Source organism: Pontibacter diazotrophicus (assembly GCF_003367245.1).
Lineage (GTDB): Bacteria > Bacteroidota > Bacteroidia > Cytophagales > Hymenobacteraceae > Pontibacter > Pontibacter diazotrophicus.
This window is the reverse complement of sequence record NZ_QRGR01000011.1, coordinates 109,477-124,611: the sequence shown is the minus strand read 5'-3', so window position 1 is coordinate 124,611 and position 15,135 is coordinate 109,477. Positions and strand designations below refer to the sequence as shown.

General features: G+C 50.7%; 9 protein-coding genes. 2 read left to right on the top strand and 7 right to left on the bottom strand.

Annotation, left to right across the window (positions count from 1 at the left end):
• Positions 1 to 8: 8 nt before the first annotated feature.
• Positions 9 to 2,108: a polyphosphate kinase 1 gene (gene ppk1, locus DXT99_RS11865; RefSeq protein WP_115565840.1), complete on the top strand. Its 2,100-nt coding sequence runs from the start codon at positions 9 to 11 to the stop codon at positions 2,106 to 2,108.
• A gap of 390 nt (positions 2,109 to 2,498) precedes the next feature.
• Here ppk1 and DXT99_RS11860 read toward each other — a convergent pair whose 3' ends face one another.
• Complete coding sequence (locus tag DXT99_RS11860; protein WP_115565769.1) at positions 2,499 to 3,398, bottom strand: Ppx/GppA phosphatase family protein; 900 nt, start codon at positions 3,396 to 3,398, stop codon at positions 2,499 to 2,501.
• Positions 3,399 to 3,547: 149 nt separating this feature from the next.
• Complete coding sequence (locus DXT99_RS11855) at positions 3,548 to 4,870, bottom strand: peptidoglycan DD-metalloendopeptidase family protein (protein ID WP_246000670.1); 1,323 nt, start codon at positions 4,868 to 4,870, stop codon at positions 3,548 to 3,550.
• A 214-nt stretch (positions 4,871 to 5,084) separates the two neighbouring features.
• Here DXT99_RS11855 and DXT99_RS11850 point away from each other — a divergent pair, with 214 nt between their 5' ends.
• Positions 5,085 to 5,924 carry a murein L,D-transpeptidase catalytic domain family protein gene (locus DXT99_RS11850; RefSeq protein ID WP_246000669.1) on the top strand — a complete coding sequence of 280 codons (840 nt, stop codon included), beginning with the start codon at positions 5,085 to 5,087 and terminating at the stop codon, positions 5,922 to 5,924.
• Here DXT99_RS11850 and DXT99_RS11845 read toward each other — a convergent pair.
• From DXT99_RS11845 to treZ, 5 genes are all read right to left on the bottom strand, one after another.
• Positions 5,921 to 6,481, bottom strand: coding sequence for a thioredoxin family protein (locus DXT99_RS11845; protein WP_115565767.1), 561 nt, complete (start codon positions 6,479 to 6,481; stop codon positions 5,921 to 5,923). The genes DXT99_RS11850 and DXT99_RS11845 overlap by 4 nt on opposite strands.
• 105 nt (positions 6,482 to 6,586) lie before the next feature.
• Entirely contained in the window at positions 6,587 to 8,116 is a 1,530-nt protein-coding gene (malQ, locus tag DXT99_RS11840) for a 4-alpha-glucanotransferase (protein WP_115565766.1), read from the bottom strand.
• Positions 8,113 to 10,827 carry a malto-oligosyltrehalose synthase gene (gene treY, locus DXT99_RS11835; protein ID WP_115565765.1) on the bottom strand — a complete coding sequence of 905 codons (2,715 nt, stop codon included), beginning with the start codon at positions 10,825 to 10,827 and terminating at the stop codon, positions 8,113 to 8,115. The genes malQ and treY overlap by 4 nt, the downstream gene beginning before the upstream one ends.
• Positions 10,781 to 13,255 carry a DUF3536 domain-containing protein gene (locus DXT99_RS11830; protein WP_115565764.1) on the bottom strand — a complete coding sequence of 825 codons (2,475 nt, stop codon included), beginning with the start codon at positions 13,253 to 13,255 and terminating at the stop codon, positions 10,781 to 10,783. Before DXT99_RS11830 ends, treY begins: the two co-directional genes overlap by 47 nt.
• Positions 13,256 to 15,103: a malto-oligosyltrehalose trehalohydrolase gene (gene treZ / locus DXT99_RS11825; RefSeq protein ID WP_115565763.1), complete on the bottom strand. Its 1,848-nt coding sequence runs from the start codon at positions 15,101 to 15,103 to the stop codon at positions 13,256 to 13,258.
• Positions 15,104 to 15,135: the final 32 nt, after the last annotated feature.

Genomic DNA, 15,135 nt, shown 5'->3' with positions numbered 1-15,135 from the left:
ATGCAAGCATGCTTATAAACAAAGTTTCTGACCAAATAAAAAGGAGTAAGTACATTAGCCGCGACCTGAGCTGGTTGCGTTTCAACTACCGGGTGCTGGACCAGGCGCGCGATACCAACAAAAGCTTCTTCGACAGGCTGAAGTTTATGGCTATCACATCCTCCAACCTGGATGAGTTCTTCATGATCAGGGTGGGAAGTTTGTACAATTACCTCGACTACGGTAAGGAGCGCACTGACTATTCCGGCCTGCGGGAGCTGCCGTTCCGTAAAAAGCTGCTGGATTATGCCCATCGCTTCGTCAACGACCAATACCTGACCTTTAACAACGAGCTGAAACCAATCTTTGAAAAGCACGGCTGCGATATTCTGAAGGTGAGCGAACTGACAGAAATCGAACAGAAGAAAGTTGATTCCTTTTTCAAAAATACCATTTACCCGCTGCTCACGCCCATGGTGTTCGACAACTACCATGGCTTCCCGCTGCTGATGAACCAGTTGCTTACCTTTGGTGTGGTAACCCGCACCACAGAAGAGCTAAAGGCGCAGGATAGGGTAACTTTTGTGCAGATACCCCAGAACCTGGCTCGTTTCTACGAGATAAACCGCAAGGACAGGATTGTTTTTGTACCGATAGAAGATATTATCCGCTGGAAGATTAAAAAGCTTTTCCGGAATGTGGAGATTGTGGCGGTTAACCTGTTCCGGATTACCCGCAACGGCGACTTTACCCTCGAGGAGTCGGATGACCTGGAGGCAGACTTTATACAGGAGATTAAGTCGAAGCTGCGCACACGTAAAAAAGGCCGGGTAGTGCGACTTGAAGTGGAAAGAAATCCATCGCAGTTCATGATGAAAATCCTGAAAGATCGCTGGACAATCGATAATGCCAATGTGTTCACCATCAACTCCCTCATAGATCTGCGGGGGCTGTGGCAGATTATCAACCACCGGCATTTTAAGGACAAAGGCTTTAAGCAACCATCGGCGGTGCAGCCACTTAGCCTGCCCAGCGATGGCGTGGATATGTTCGAGTACCTGAAGGAGCATGATGTGTTGCTGCACCACCCTTACAACAGCATGGAACCGGTTGTGAGCTTATTGGAGCGTGCCGCCGAGGACCCGTCGGTGCTGGGAATCAAGCAAACCATCTACCGGCTGGCAGACCAGTCGCGGGTAACGGCAGCGCTGCTGAAGGCCGCCGAAAACGGCAAGCACGTATCGGTGCTGTTTGAGGTGAAGGCGCGCTTTGATGAAGAGCGTAACTTAAGAGAAGGGGAGCGGCTGGAGAAGGCGGGCTGCTTCGTGATCTACGGCATCAGCAAGTATAAAACACACACCAAAATGCTCATGATCATCCGGAAGGAAGGGGAGAAGGTGACGCGTTACATACACATCGGAAGCGGAAACTACAATGAACAAACCGCGCGCCTCTATACTGATGTGAGCCTGCTGACAACAAATGAAGTGTATGCGCACGACGTGTCAGAGTTCTTCAACGTTATCACAGGCCACTCCAGGCCAAACGAGTACAAGTGCCTGATGACGTCGCCGAAAGGCATGCGGCATCAATTAATTGAGTTAATCCGCAACGAAGCGCGCAATGCTAAGAAAGGCCTAAAGAGCGGCATCGTGATCAAGATTAATTCGCTGGAGGATAAAGAGGTGATTGATGAATTTTACAAGGCATCTAAAGCCGGCGTGCCTATCAAGTTGATTGTGCGCGGAATCTGCTGCCTTCGTCCTGGCCGCGAGGAACTGAGCGAGAACATTACGGTGAAATCTATTGTGGGAGAGTATTTAGAGCACTCACGACTGTATTACTTCCACAACAACGGCGACCCTAAGGTATACAGCGGCAGCGCCGATATTATGGTGCGCAGCTTCGACAGGCGAATAGAAGCCCTTTTCCTTATCACGAATGAAGAGTTGAAAAAGGAAGTCATCAACATCCTCTATTATAACGTGCAGGACAACCAGAACTCTTATATTATGCGGGAAGATGGCACTTACGTGAAAAGGCGGGTAGGAGCAAACGAAGAAGTCATAGACATTCATAAGTTGTTTTTTTACAAAGCCTGTGAGGTGCAGGAGATAGAACTGGTGTAGACATATACCAGGTATCCTTTAACATTTATCAACACAAGTGAAAGCAAGCGCGGCTGCAGTTATCTTCCTGAGAAGAGACTGCAGCCGCGCTTTTTTTAATGGCCAAGAATAAATCAGCTATACGCTACGAATGAAATTTGCTGGCTGAAAAGGTTAAAAGATACTTAGAAAGTGACGTTACGCAAGAGCCCAAGCGGGACGGCTGTTAATAGAAAAGGAGTCTCACTATTTTTTAGCTCCAGCGGAGCGACCTGTTGGGGATATATTGACAGGCCGCTCCGCTGGAGCTAAGGGTGGCGTCTGGCCATCTGGCTATCAACAGGTCGTCCCGCCGGGACTTAAAACAAATCATAAACTGGTGTAGCGAAACGTCAGTAAGTAAATAAAATCTTAATTGATTTTCTCAATAACGAAGGGCTCCGGGTGGTAACGCTCGTAGAGGGCGTGCAACATACCGTCTTTCAGGCCAACGGCAGGTACGAGCATTGTTTCCAGCTTAGCCCATTTCATCGCAGAAAGGTAAATCTCTGAAGCCGGCACGATTACGTCAGCACGGTCTGGGTTTAGAAGCAGGTTTGTAATACGATCCTGCATGGGCATGCAATTAATGCGTGCCGCAACTTCTTCAATTTGCTTCCGGAAAATAGCCTTACCGGGCGTTTTACCTGCAATCTCAAAAATCTTATTGATGTTGCCGCCAGTTCCGATAGCACGAGACAAATGGTACTTCCTGGAATTTGTCTCAATCCAATCGCGCATCTTGTTCCACAGTTCCATGGATTCGTCGCCTTGCATGTGGCGGATAGAGCCCTGCTCAAATGACTGACTTGCTTTTTTCTGCCGGTTCACATAGATGTTAAACTCTGTGCTGCCGCCACCAACGTCAATGTGCAGGTAATTGCGTTCATCCAGAAAATTAAAGATGACTTTATTAATCAGGTCAGCTTCTCTTTCTCCGTCTATCACCTGTATTTCCATTCCTAACTCTTCGTCTACCCGCTTCAGTATTTCGGGCGCATTCACTGCGGAGCGCATGGCGGAGGTGGCGCAAATCATGTAGTGGTCCACGTCGTGCACGTCCAGTAGCAGTTGGAAGGCTTTCAGAAGCTTTACAAATTTTTCGATTTTATTTTGAGGGATATAACCGGAGTTGAACACATCCTCGCCAAAACGGATAGCATAGCGTATGTACTCCACCTTTTTAAAAAATACATGACCGTTCTGGTTCAGCACACTGGAGATCTGGCATCTCACCGCATTTGAACCGATGTCTATGGCTGCTAACTTCAAGGGCTTGTCTGTTTATGTTGTCTATAGGGTAAATATAAGCAGAAAATATTTTTGGGCAGGCACCGAGGTAAACAGCCTGGCCTCTGAGGTAAAAATAGCCGCTCCTAAAGAAGCGGCTATGGAAAAATAAGTTGAAAAGGCTGACAGGCTTAGCGCGCGCTCATGTTGCCTTCGGGATTTATCCACCCAAGAAGGCCGGCATCATTCCGAACCAGCCGATAGCCATTGTAGTTGCCCAGCACGGCCACGTTGCTTCCGGGTTTTAAGCTGTCTTTTGCCGCTGCAAGCGGGTGTGCCTCATCCAGCAGGTCGGTTTCAGCGGCTATCTTCTCGTACCTGACAGGCTTGGTGGTGGCTTCCACTAAACTGCCTGCAACATAAGCTTCGGTACCATTGGGTAAAGCAATACGGTACCATGTATCAACGCCGCCTGTTACCTGCAGGGGGGTGTGCTGTGGCAGTGTGGTATAAACCGTCGATTTGGTGGTTGGCTGCAGCCTGATGTTTGCTGACTTTGCCGATATCCGGACCCAATTGCCCACCAGCGAGGCATCAATCTTTACGTCAGGCACTTTTTGGATTGACTCGTACAGGTACGGGAATGGGTTTGTGGCACCACGGCCAAATCGGTAAATGCCAAAGTGCAGGTGTGGGTTTGTGGTGATGGCGTTACCTGTATTGCCAACAAAACCCAGTGTGTCGCCCATCTGCACACGCTGGCCGGCTGCTACTGCCTGGCTGTCCAGGTGGGCATAGTAAAGGCTCTGTCTGCGGTTTACGTCTGTCAGCCATACAACCTTTCCGCCCCGAGGCGTTACGCTTACTTTTGATACTACGCCTTCAGCGGAGGCGATAGCCGGCGTTCCCCGCTTTGCAAATATATCAACACCTTCGTGCAGCCGGACACCGCCGTCGCGCGGGTCGCCCCAGATGCTGGCAATGTTACGGCTGGTTTTGCCTTGCACCGGAAAAGCCAGGGTTGGTTCTGCCTGAATCGTTACCGTGTACTGGCCACTGCGCAGCAGCTCTGGCTGCACACGCAGGATATGCTGCTGGTCTTCGTCTACTTCATAGCTTAGCGAGGTTGAGGCGGTGTCGGCAGAAGCTACCCGACGGGGTTCCTCCGTAGGTATGGCGGGCGCCTCAAACAGATCCATAAACACCTGTGCCTGCTCTCTTGCTCTCATTTCGAGATTCACCACAAGGCGCTCTCCCCGCTTTGCAGTTACCCGGTACCCGAGGGCTTTGGGCTTGTCCGCAGAGAAGTAGCCTGTTTCTTTGAATGGGAGCGTCACGGTAATCGAATCCCTTAAGGCCTGTTGTCCCGCCTGCAGCCACTCCTGCCCTAAAGCTGTCTCGTCTAGTTTGGCATCTTTCAGTTTGGCTGCATACTTCTCATAAGGGGTCTGTTCTTTGCTGAACACGCCCCGCAAGGTTTGCTTGCCGCTACATCCGGCGAGCAGTAGTGCCACGAAAATGTACGATATGTAACTATGATAAATTTTATCTCTTGATTTCATTGCTCTCTTCAGAAAAAGGTATTGCTGTTATAACAGCTTCAGAGTCAAAAATGATGCCTTTTACCGTTAAATATTGATAGATTTAAGATTGGTGCTAACAGAGAGTGCTGGTGAGAACTAACCGTAGAGGCTGCAATACGTACAAAGAAGGTGAACCAAAGAACTGATGGAGATGAAATTATATTCCTGGAGATATACCCGACGTAAACTGGCCCGAGGATTGTTGCCGCTGTTTGCACCCCTGGTGCTAGTACCGTTTGCAACTCCTGTGAACAAGGGTTCTGCTATGTCCAAGCCAGATCAAAAGAAGATCAGGGACCGGGTTACCAATTATAAACTGATGCGGTTTAACCAGGTTTCATACAATCTGTATAGCTACATGGACCTTCAGGAAACAGGGCTGAAGTTTGAGGTGTTCGACAAGGCACTGACAGGTTATTATAACATGAAGCGTAACCAGAAAGTCTCTGAAAAACCCATCATCACCATCATTGACTTTACAAAATCCTCGAACGAGAAAAGACTTTGGGTCGTGGACGTGGAGAAGAAGGAATTACTCATCAATACGTATGTATCCCATGGCCGCAACTCCGGGGATGAGTTTGCCGAGTATTTCTCTAATGAAAACGAATCCTTCATGAGCAGTATCGGCTTTTATGTGACCGATGAAACATACCAGGGCAAGCACGGCCTTTCGTTGAAACTGGAGGGGCTGGATGAGGGCTTCAACACCAATGCAAGAGACCGTTGTATTGTAATGCACGGTGCTGAGTATGCTACAGAAGATTTTATAAAGCAGGCAGGCCGCCTCGGGCGCAGTTTAGGTTGCCCTGCCGTGCCGATGGAGCAGCACGATGAGATAATCAAAACGGTGATGGGCGGTACAGCGCTGTATGCACATGCCGCGCATGATGCCTACACCTCACAGTACCTCGACCACATGACAGCCATGGCGGAGTTGGTGAATGAAAGTAAAAAGGAGATTCCGGTTCCGGCTAAGTCTTAAGAATCCCGCCATTTAATACTGCAGCCTACGCTGGGTACCTGCTCCTGCGGCACTGGCTCTTTAGCCAGCAAAGCATCGAGTGCTGTGCGCAGATCGCGGCCCGTTACCGGCTTTCCGTTGTTGGGGCGGGAGTCGTCGAACTGCCCGTGGTAGGCGAGGCCCATTTTACCGTCATACACAAAGAATTCAGGCGTACATTCTGCCTCATAGGTGCGGGCTACCTGTTGTGTCTGATCATAGAGGTACGGAAAAGAAAAGTCATAGTCCAATGCCAGTGCTTTCATCTGCTGTGGTCCGTCCTGCGGGTAGGTCATGGCATCGTTCGAGCTAATAGCCACAAAATTGACGCCTTTGGTCTTGTACTCAGCCGCTACTTCCACTAGTTCATCTAAAATGTGCTGCACATAGGGGCAGTGGTTGCTGATGAACATGATTACAGTAGCCTTGGCAGAGGCGACATCCGTGAGGGAAACCAGTGCGTCAGAAGCAGTGTCTAAAAGCGCAAAGTTATGTGCTTTGGTGCCCAATTCGATTTGGGTGTTGGAGTATGCTGCCATAGTTTTATTTTGTTTTGGGGATAAGCCCGGAGCAGAAGGCTCCAGGCTATAATTTCTAAAATAGGTATTTTTACGGCAGATAGCAAACGCACTCACAGGCTAATGCTATTCCTCCTTGTCCACAAATCTGCCGTAGAGCTTTGTTAACTCTAATAATTCTTTCGCATTTTTTTTTGTAAACTGGTCTTTCTTGAGTCGCCATGCCCAATTTCCCCGCGAAGTGGAGGGCTTGTTCATAGTGGCTTCCTTCCCAAGTCCCAGCACATCCTGCACCGGTAGCACAGCCAGCTGTGCTACAGAAGCCAGTGCCAATCGGCCCATCACCTCATGTACATTTTCTTCCGAGAGCTCGTGAAAAGTGTAGTCGCTGAGGGCTTTCCTGTCACCTTTCTTTGCGTCGTGGTACCAGCCTACTACCGTGCTGTTGTCGTGGGTGCCGGTATACACAATGCTGTTACGGGTATGGTTGTGCGGCATAAAGGATCCTTCAAACGCTTTCTCATCCGAGACAAAGGCAAAGAGCAGCACCAGCATGCCCGGCAGATCGTACTCCTGCATCAGGTCACGCACCGGCTGGTCTATCTCGCCCAGGTCTTCGGCGATAATCGGCATTTTAGGGTATTTCTTCTGCACAAGGCTCAGAATTTCGGCACCCGGTGACTCCTTCCACTTTCCGTTCATGGCAGTATCTTCCCCGGCAGGCACTTCCCAGTAGGCAGAGAAGGCGCGGAAATGGTCGAGGCGCAAGAGCCCAAACAGGCGCAGGTTGTGGTCGATGCGGCGGATCCACCAGTCGTAATTGTGTTTGGCCAGCTCTTTCCAATCAAAAACCGGCGTGCCCCACAGTTGCCCGGTCTCGCTGAAGAAGTCCGGTGGCACCCCGGAAAGCCCGGTGGCGTTACCTTCCTTATCCAGCTTAAAATACTCCGGGTTCTGCCATACATCGGCGCTGTCGTGGCTCACGTAAAACGGCATGTCCCCGAAAAAGGCAATGTCTTTCTGGTGGCAGTACTGCTTTAACTCTTCCCATTGCCTGTAAAACAGGAACTGCATGAACTGCTCAAACCGCACCTCATCCTCCATCTCTTTTTCAAGGGCCTTTACGGCATGCTCCTCGTGCTGCTTTATTTCTTTGGGCCACTCCACCCAGCTTCTGCCTTCGAAGCGTTTCTTGAAGGCAGCAAACCGTGCAAAGTCCGGTAACCATGCTTTTTGTTCGCGCATGAAGGCTTTGTATTCCTGCTGCAAATCAGAGTCGGCAGTCTCATTAAATTTATCAAAAGCCTTCTGCCATAGCCTCAGCTTCAGTTTAACTACCTTCGGGTACTCTACCCGGTCCTCTCTAAATTCCTCATCTGTTTCAAGGTCGCTTTTTTGTAGCAAACCATCCTGCACGAGCAGCTCAGGGCTGATGAGCAGCGGGTTTCCCGCAAAGGCAGAGTGGCTGCTGTAGGGGGAGTGGCCGTAGCCGCCTTCGGTTGGGTTGAGCGGGAGTATCTGCCAGTAACGCTGGCCTGCTTCTTCTAACAGGTCAGCAAAATGATAGGCTTCCGGCCCTAAATCCCCGATGCCGAAGCGGGAGGGGAGAGAGGTAATATGCAGTAAAAGGCCTGCACTTCGTTTTGATATGATCATAAAGTATTTGTTGCGGTTAAAAATGCTACCGGGAATGTTTTTAGTACACCGGCTAAGGGCAGTATATTCTCTTCTGCCTGCAGCGTGCCTTTTCCAAGTACGTGCTGCCAGGCTACCGGTGCTCCTTCAGGCAGCGCGATAGCGGTGTCTTCCCAAACTTCTTCCCCTATTGGTAATTCGTGTTCGCCAATGAGGTTTACGAGTAGAAGCGGTACCACCACCACGCCCCACTGCCCCTCATGGTGGCGGGCAAATGCCAGGATACGGTGCTTGTGTGTTCCCTGCACATGGAGCGGTACATAATCCCCGAAGTTGAACAGCGGCTGCAAATCGCGGCGCTTGTTCAGCACCTTGTACAGCAGGTATAGTTTCACTTTTCCGTCGTCGGGATTCTGAAGCAGTTGCTGGTGCAGGCCTTCCGGGTCTTTCTGCTCCTGTTCTTTTAACTCCGTCAGGTACTGCTGGCGTAGTTCGTAGTCTACAGGTCGTCGGTTGTCGGGGTCTACGAGGCTCAGGTCCCACAGTTCACAGCTCTGGTAAATATCGGGCACACCGGGGCAGGTTACTTTCAGCAAGGCCTGGCAGAGTGCGTAAACCCAGCCGTAGTGTGATACCTTCTGGAAGAAAGGCCGGAAAGTATCCATGAAATCTTTATCGTCGAGCAACAGCTGCTGCACCAGGTCCATCATGGCCTGCTCATACCCTTCGTTCGGCTCCGACCAACCAGTTTTGACTTTTGCCTCCCGCAGTGCCTTTTGCAGGTATTCCTGCACCCGCTCCACAATCGACTCATCAGCCTGGCCATTCAGCGGCAGTACGCCAATGAGCGTCTGGAAAAAGAAATAGAGGTCGTTGATGCTCGGTTTAGTGGTATACTTTTTACTTCTCTCAATCCAATCCTGCACATTTCTTTCCCACTCGTCCGGGAGTTCGCTTAGCACGTTCAGGCGGATACGGGCACCCTCACCACGCTTAGTGTCGTGGGTAGCCGTGGCGTTGATGGAGTGCGGGTACACCCGCTGGCGGTACAGCATGCGCTCATGAAACTCATCGTCGTTGAGGTGGAAAATATCCGGGCTGTTGCCAACTTCGTTGAGGGAGATCAGGCGGTTATAGTTATAGAAGGTGGTATCCTCCACGCCTTTGGCGGCAAGCGGCCCCGTATATTGCTGGCTCCGCATCACAAAGTACAGCTTGTCATGCGTCGTCTGCTCTGTATCGCCGGGCTCTAATGTAAAGAGTTTGTGCAGCTCCTGAAAATACTCCTGCAGTTCCGGGGCCTGCGTATGGGCCTCCTCAAAGGCCTTATCCACCACCTGCATTTCGTCCTTAGACAGCGGCAGGCGGTTGCCATAGATACAGTAAACCGGCCAGGCACACAGCAATATTGCCAGCGCCTTTCGCCATTCCTCCTCCGGGTCAAGCGGTATCAGGTGGCGCTCCTGCAACAGGCGCATCAGGTTCTGCAACTCGCCCTGCATCTGGTCTTTCAGAATGAACATCTTCTTTTCAAACACCAGCTCCTCATAGACTTTGGCGGCACTTGGCACCAGCTTACTATAAGTTTGTGTCAGCTTTCGACGGCCGGAACCAGAGGTATAGAGGTTGCTCACCCACGCCAGAAAGTCGTAGCCGCTGTTGCCCTCAATTGGCCAGCGTTCCGGTAACTGCTCCTCGCCCTCCAATATTTTTTCTACCACGAGATAAGCATCGGGGCCAGCCAGCTTCCGCAGGCGCTTCAGGTAAGTGGTTGGGTCGAAGAGGCCATCCACGTGGTCTACCCGCAGGCCCTGCAGCAGCCCCTGGTCTACCAGTTGTTTTATAAACTGGTGATACTGCTCAAACACCTCCGGGTGCTCCATGCGCAGGCAGATCAGGTCGTTCACGGTAAAGAAGCGGCGGAAATTGATGCGCTTCTCTGTTTCCTGCCAGTGACATAGGATATAGTGCTGCTGCTGGAGTAGCTGCTGCAGTTTTCCATTGTCGTTGTTCATGCTTTGCACCATCCCCTCCAGTTCCTGCCTGAGCTGCGCATTGCTGTGAAGCTTCTTTTTAAAGTTATTCCAGGCGGCAGGGGAGATGCTTTCTTCTGATTCGAACAAAGCCAGGTCGTTGAGGAACTGCTGTACCAGGTTACTTATATCCGGTTCTCCCGCAACCGGCTGTATCTCCTTCAAAAGCGTTCTGTAGCTGGATATACTTAAGGGATAGGCGCTGTCGTAGTAGTTGACAGTGAGGCCTTTGTCTGTAAGCTTGAGCTGCAATTGGTTTTGCCTGAGTACCTCTTCTAAGGAATCCCCCAAAAAAGGAACCATCACCTGGCCTGCAAAGTCCGGGTGGTGAAAATCGATGTCGAAGAAGGTGTAGAAATGAGACTGCGGGCCTTTTTCCAGCACATCCATCAGCCACACATTTCCGGGATGGTAAGCCATGTGGTTGGGCACAATGTCCTGCAGCCAACCCATGTTCCTTTCTTTCAGTTCCGAGGCAATTTGCTTTAGCTCCTGCTTGGTGCCAACATCAGGGTTGATGTCGTAAGGGGCGGTTACGTCGTAGCCGTGCTCGCTGCCGGGGCGGGAGCAGAAAAAAGGAGCCGAGTAAACCGTGCTGATGCCCAACTCGTGCAGGTAGGGGATAATCTCCCGCACTTGTTTAAACGTAAATTTAGGCGATATTTGTAGCCTGTAAGTGGCTGCTGGAATGTATACCATGTTGTGTTGTTTTCAGATTTAGGTTTGAACAAAGCACATCGAACTTCTCAATCCATGCTGCGGCCTCTTTATCGCCACGTTCGCTGTGCTCCAGGTACTTCTTATATATAGTTTGTTGCATCCGGAAAGCAATGTTCTGTGCCTGCCAGTAATCGCCCTCTAATTTTGAGCTTTCCAGTACGTCGAGTAAATCAATCAAAAGCTGCATTTTACGCAGATCGCTAGGGTGCTCCTGTACATACTTTATTAGCTGACTTGCCCGGTGCGACAAGGCAAACTCGAGGGAGGTATAGCTTAGTTTTACCTTCATGCGCTTCGCTTCCTCCAGGAGCCGTTTTATCTCCGTTGTATTAGGGAATTCTGAATCAAACTCATGTAGCAGTTTAGTGTTTACAATATACTCTACAGTTGTTTGCAGTGGTTCCGGCAGTTTCATTCCCAAGGTTTTGATGGCGGATATCAGGGGGTAGTTGTTGTCGAAAAGCTGCTGAAAATTACTCTCCACGTTTTGCATGGCATTTTCCAGCACTTGATCCAGTATTTTCTTCTGGTCATCTTTAAATAAGTGCCAGAAGGAATAGCTATGGGATTCAAAGTGTTTGTCTAACAGCATAATTACCTCGCTCACGTTTCCGCGCTCAAAGGCTATACGTAACTCCCTTGTCAGGTTAGCATAATTTTCAGAAGTCATAGACTCACGCACGCCGCCAAACAGCTGGTGGTCGCCGAGGTGCAGCACGCCGAAAGTAATAACCTCTTCCTCCCAGGTAACCATAGAGCGGATATTGGCACGGCCAACTGCCAGCTTCTGCCGTCCGGCTGACATCTGTTCGTACTCCAGCGATGTTGCCCTGTAACTGTATAGCTCCACCTCTTTTGTATGTTCTGCAAAGAGCGATGATACAGCGTAATGCGCACCCACCCGCAGCAGGTTGATGATGGTTGGCTTTACTGAGTTGAGGTAGGCTTGTGCTGCATCTCCCATGTCTTTGTGATTGCTCTTTGCCTGCCCCAGCAGCTTGACGAATGGTCGCTCATAGTCCTGCCCGCTAACACTGTGTGCCAGCTGAATGGCTCTGGCTGCATAATAAATATCCTGCACCGTTTCTATGCCTGTCACCTCGTCGAAGAACCAACCGCAACTGGTATACATCAGCAGGGTATGGTACTGCATCTCCAGCAGCTTCAGAAAACGCACCTTCTCCTGCTGGCTCAGTTCGCGTGTGGTATGGCTTTGAATAAACGCAGCCACATTCTGCTCTGAGCGATCCATGATAACTTGTATGTAATCATTTCGGGTGGTCCATGGCGCTGCTCCCAGCTTTTTCATCTCCTGTTCAAAGAGCGGCGTAAGCTGGTCGCGGAGCCAGTCAAAGGCTTTCCGGAGAGGACCGCGCCACTGCTGATCCCAGCCATTATTGGCGCCTGTATTACAGCCGCAGTTACTCTGCCAGCGTTCTACGCCGTGGGCACAGCTCCAGGAGGTTTGCTCTAGGATTTCTGCCTCATACTGCGGCGGAAACTTTTCCAGGAATTCCCCATATACTGTGATCTTTGCATACTCTTTTGCCTCAATGTGTTCAAGCGCGTAGGAGAGGGCCATCTCTCCAAAGCGGTGGTGGTGGCCATAGGTTTCGCCATCCGTGGCAATGTGCATCAGCTGTGGTTCGTTTCTTCTCACATCGAGCGCGCCTACCAGGCGGTTTGCCAGATCTTCTCCACGGTTTAGCAGCCGCTCAAAGGCAATACCCTGTGAAACCGGGGCATCGTAAAAAAACAGCACGATTTCTTTGCCCGAGGGTAACTTGCAAAGGTAGGGCCGCCGCGGATCAATATTGGCTCCTATGGCATTGTGCCATTCCTTTTCCCCAACACGGCGGTAACGCTTTGCCTGGTACGGCGACAGGATGGTGAACTTAATGCCATTTGCTGCCAGCACCTCGAGGGTAGGGGTGTCAGCAGCTGTTTCTGCCAGCCACATGCCTTCAGGTTTACGGCCAAAGCGTTTTTCAAAATCATAGATGCCCCAGATAACCTGTGTCTGCTTATCGCGGTCATTGGCCAGCGGCATAATGATGTGATTGTATACCTGCGCCATAGCCGAGCCATGCCCCGAGAAGCGTTCCCTGCTTTCTATGTCGGCCTCCAGTATGGCCTGGTACGTCCCGGGCTCTTTCTTCTGCATCCACTCCAGCAATGTTGGCCCGAAGTTAAAGCTGATGTAGGCGTAGTTGTTGATAATATCCTCAATCTTTCCTTTCCCGTCGAGGATGCGGGAAGCGGAGTTGCGGGCATAGCACTCGTCCGTTATCCGCTCGTTCCAGTCATGGTACGGGGAAGCGGATTCCTGCAGTTCTACCTCGTTCAGCCAGGGGTTTTCGCGTGGGGGCTGGTAAAAGTGCCCGTGTATGCAGATGTAGCGGTTCATTTATCTTTGTTGTTCAAGGATGAGCACAGACGCTGGCGGAAGGCTCAAAGAGGCTTCTGCTTTCAATACTTCCCCGTTGCCTGTGCCGCCGCCGCCCCAGGCCGTATCGGCTGAGTTCAGAATCGGCTTCCAGTTTCCTCCTGCTGTTGTTGTATTCACTAGTGCTGTTTCCTGTGGTTGATTACTTATGTTAAATATACAGTATAGATTAGGTGCCGCCCCTTTATGGATGAGGTGCAGCACAAGTTTCTCTTCCTCCAGGTTTACCTCCATGTTCGGCTTGTCCGGCTTGGCCAGGGCAGGGGCGGTCTTGCGCAGCTGTATCAGCTGTTTATAAAACTCCCGCAGTTGCTTTTGCTTCTCATTAGACGTATAACTCCGCTGCAGTTTAGACCTGTTAAAGGTTTCCTCGCTTTGCGGGTCAGGCGCTTCCCCTTTCGAGGCAAAGTAGGCAAATTCCGCTTTCCTTCCTTTCCGCACAGCCTCCACCAGGTCCTTGTCTGTGTGGCTTACAAAGTACAGGAAAGGATTCTCCTCCCCATACTCTTCTCCCATAAACAGCATCGGCACATAAGGCGAGAGCAGTACCAAACCAGCCACCGCTTTCAGCATCTCAAAAGATACCAGCTGGGTGAGGCGCTCACCCAGCATGCGGTTACCGACCTGGTCGTGGTTTTGAGAACAAACCACGAATTGCTGCGCCGGGTTAGCGGTGGCATCGGTGCCAAGGGTTTTCTTGCGGTGCTCTGAATAAAGGCCATTGTAGACAAAGGTATGCTCCAGCGCTTTTTTCAGTTGTTCGGGCTTGCCGTAGTCTTCGTAGTAACCTTCCTGCTCACCCGTTACGAGTGTGTGGATGACGTGATGGTAGTCATCAAACCACTGCGCATCCAGGCCATAACCTCCTTTTTCAATCGGGTTAATCAGGCGCACATCGCTCAGGTCGGTCTCTGCCGTGAGTATATAGTTGCGGCCTTCCTGCTCTTCCAGCTGGTTTACATGTTCGCGTAGCTCCTGCAGAAAATGCTTGGCGCCGGTGTCGTAAATTGCATGTACGGCATCAAGCCGCAGGGCATCTATATGGAAATCACGGAGCCACATCAGCGCGTTTTGGAAGAAGAAATTGCGGACGTGGTCAGAGTGGGCATCGTCAAAATTAAGCGCATTTCCCCAGGGCGTGTGGTACTTGTCTGTAAAGTACGGGCCGTAGTCGTTGAGGTAATTTCCCTCCGGGCCCATGTGGTTGTACACCACATCCAGCACCACAGAAATCTCCTGCTCATGGCAGGCGTTCACGAGTTTTTTCAAACCCTCCGGACCTCCGTAAGACTCCTGCGTGGCGAAGGGGTAAACACCGTCGTAGCCCCAGTTACGGTTGCCAGGGAACTGGGCCACCGGCATTATCTCGATGGCCGTGATACCCAAGTCTTTCAGCTCCGGAATTTTTTGGATGATGGCTTCAAAAGTACCTTCCTCTGTAAAAGTGCCTACGTGCAGCTCATAAATAATCAGCTGCTCCAGGGGTAGCCCCTTCCAGTTTTTATCTGTCCAGTTAAAGTGGCTGTGGTCTATCACGGCAGAAGCTTTATGCACGTCATCAGGCTGAAAGAGAGAGGCGGGATCCGGCCTCTCTTTCTCCCCGTTCAAAGTAAACATATAGCGTGTACCAGGGCCGGCGTCCTCTGCCAGAGCCGTCCAGTAACCGAAAGCCTCACGTTGTAGTTTTAGCCTTTTTTTATTTGGAGTATGAAGCGATACCTCTACCTGCTCCACCTCCGGTGCCCACACGGTAAAGGTAGTTCCTCTGCCTGGGGTGTAATCTGCTCCAATTTTTCTTAATATTGACATAAAAGTAATGGATTTTCACAGCTCGTATTAAC

Coding starts and splice junctions, on each gene's coding strand:
- ppk1 (WP_115565840.1), top strand. CDS start 9: ATGCTTATAAACAAAGTTTCTGACCAAATAAAAAGGAGTAAGTACATT.
- DXT99_RS11850 (WP_246000669.1), top strand. CDS start 5,085: ATGGAGATGAAATTATATTCCTGGAGATATACCCGACGTAAACTGGCC.
- DXT99_RS11845 (WP_115565767.1), bottom strand. CDS start 6,481: ATGGCAGCATACTCCAACACCCAAATCGAATTGGGCACCAAAGCACAT.
- malQ (WP_115565766.1), bottom strand. CDS start 8,116: ATGATCATATCAAAACGAAGTGCAGGCCTTTTACTGCATATTACCTCT.
- treY (WP_115565765.1), bottom strand. CDS start 10,827: ATGGTATACATTCCAGCAGCCACTTACAGGCTACAAATATCGCCTAAA.
- DXT99_RS11830 (WP_115565764.1), bottom strand. CDS start 13,255: ATGAACCGCTACATCTGCATACACGGGCACTTTTACCAGCCCCCACGC.
- treZ (WP_115565763.1), bottom strand. CDS start 15,103: ATGTCAATATTAAGAAAAATTGGAGCAGATTACACCCCAGGCAGAGGA.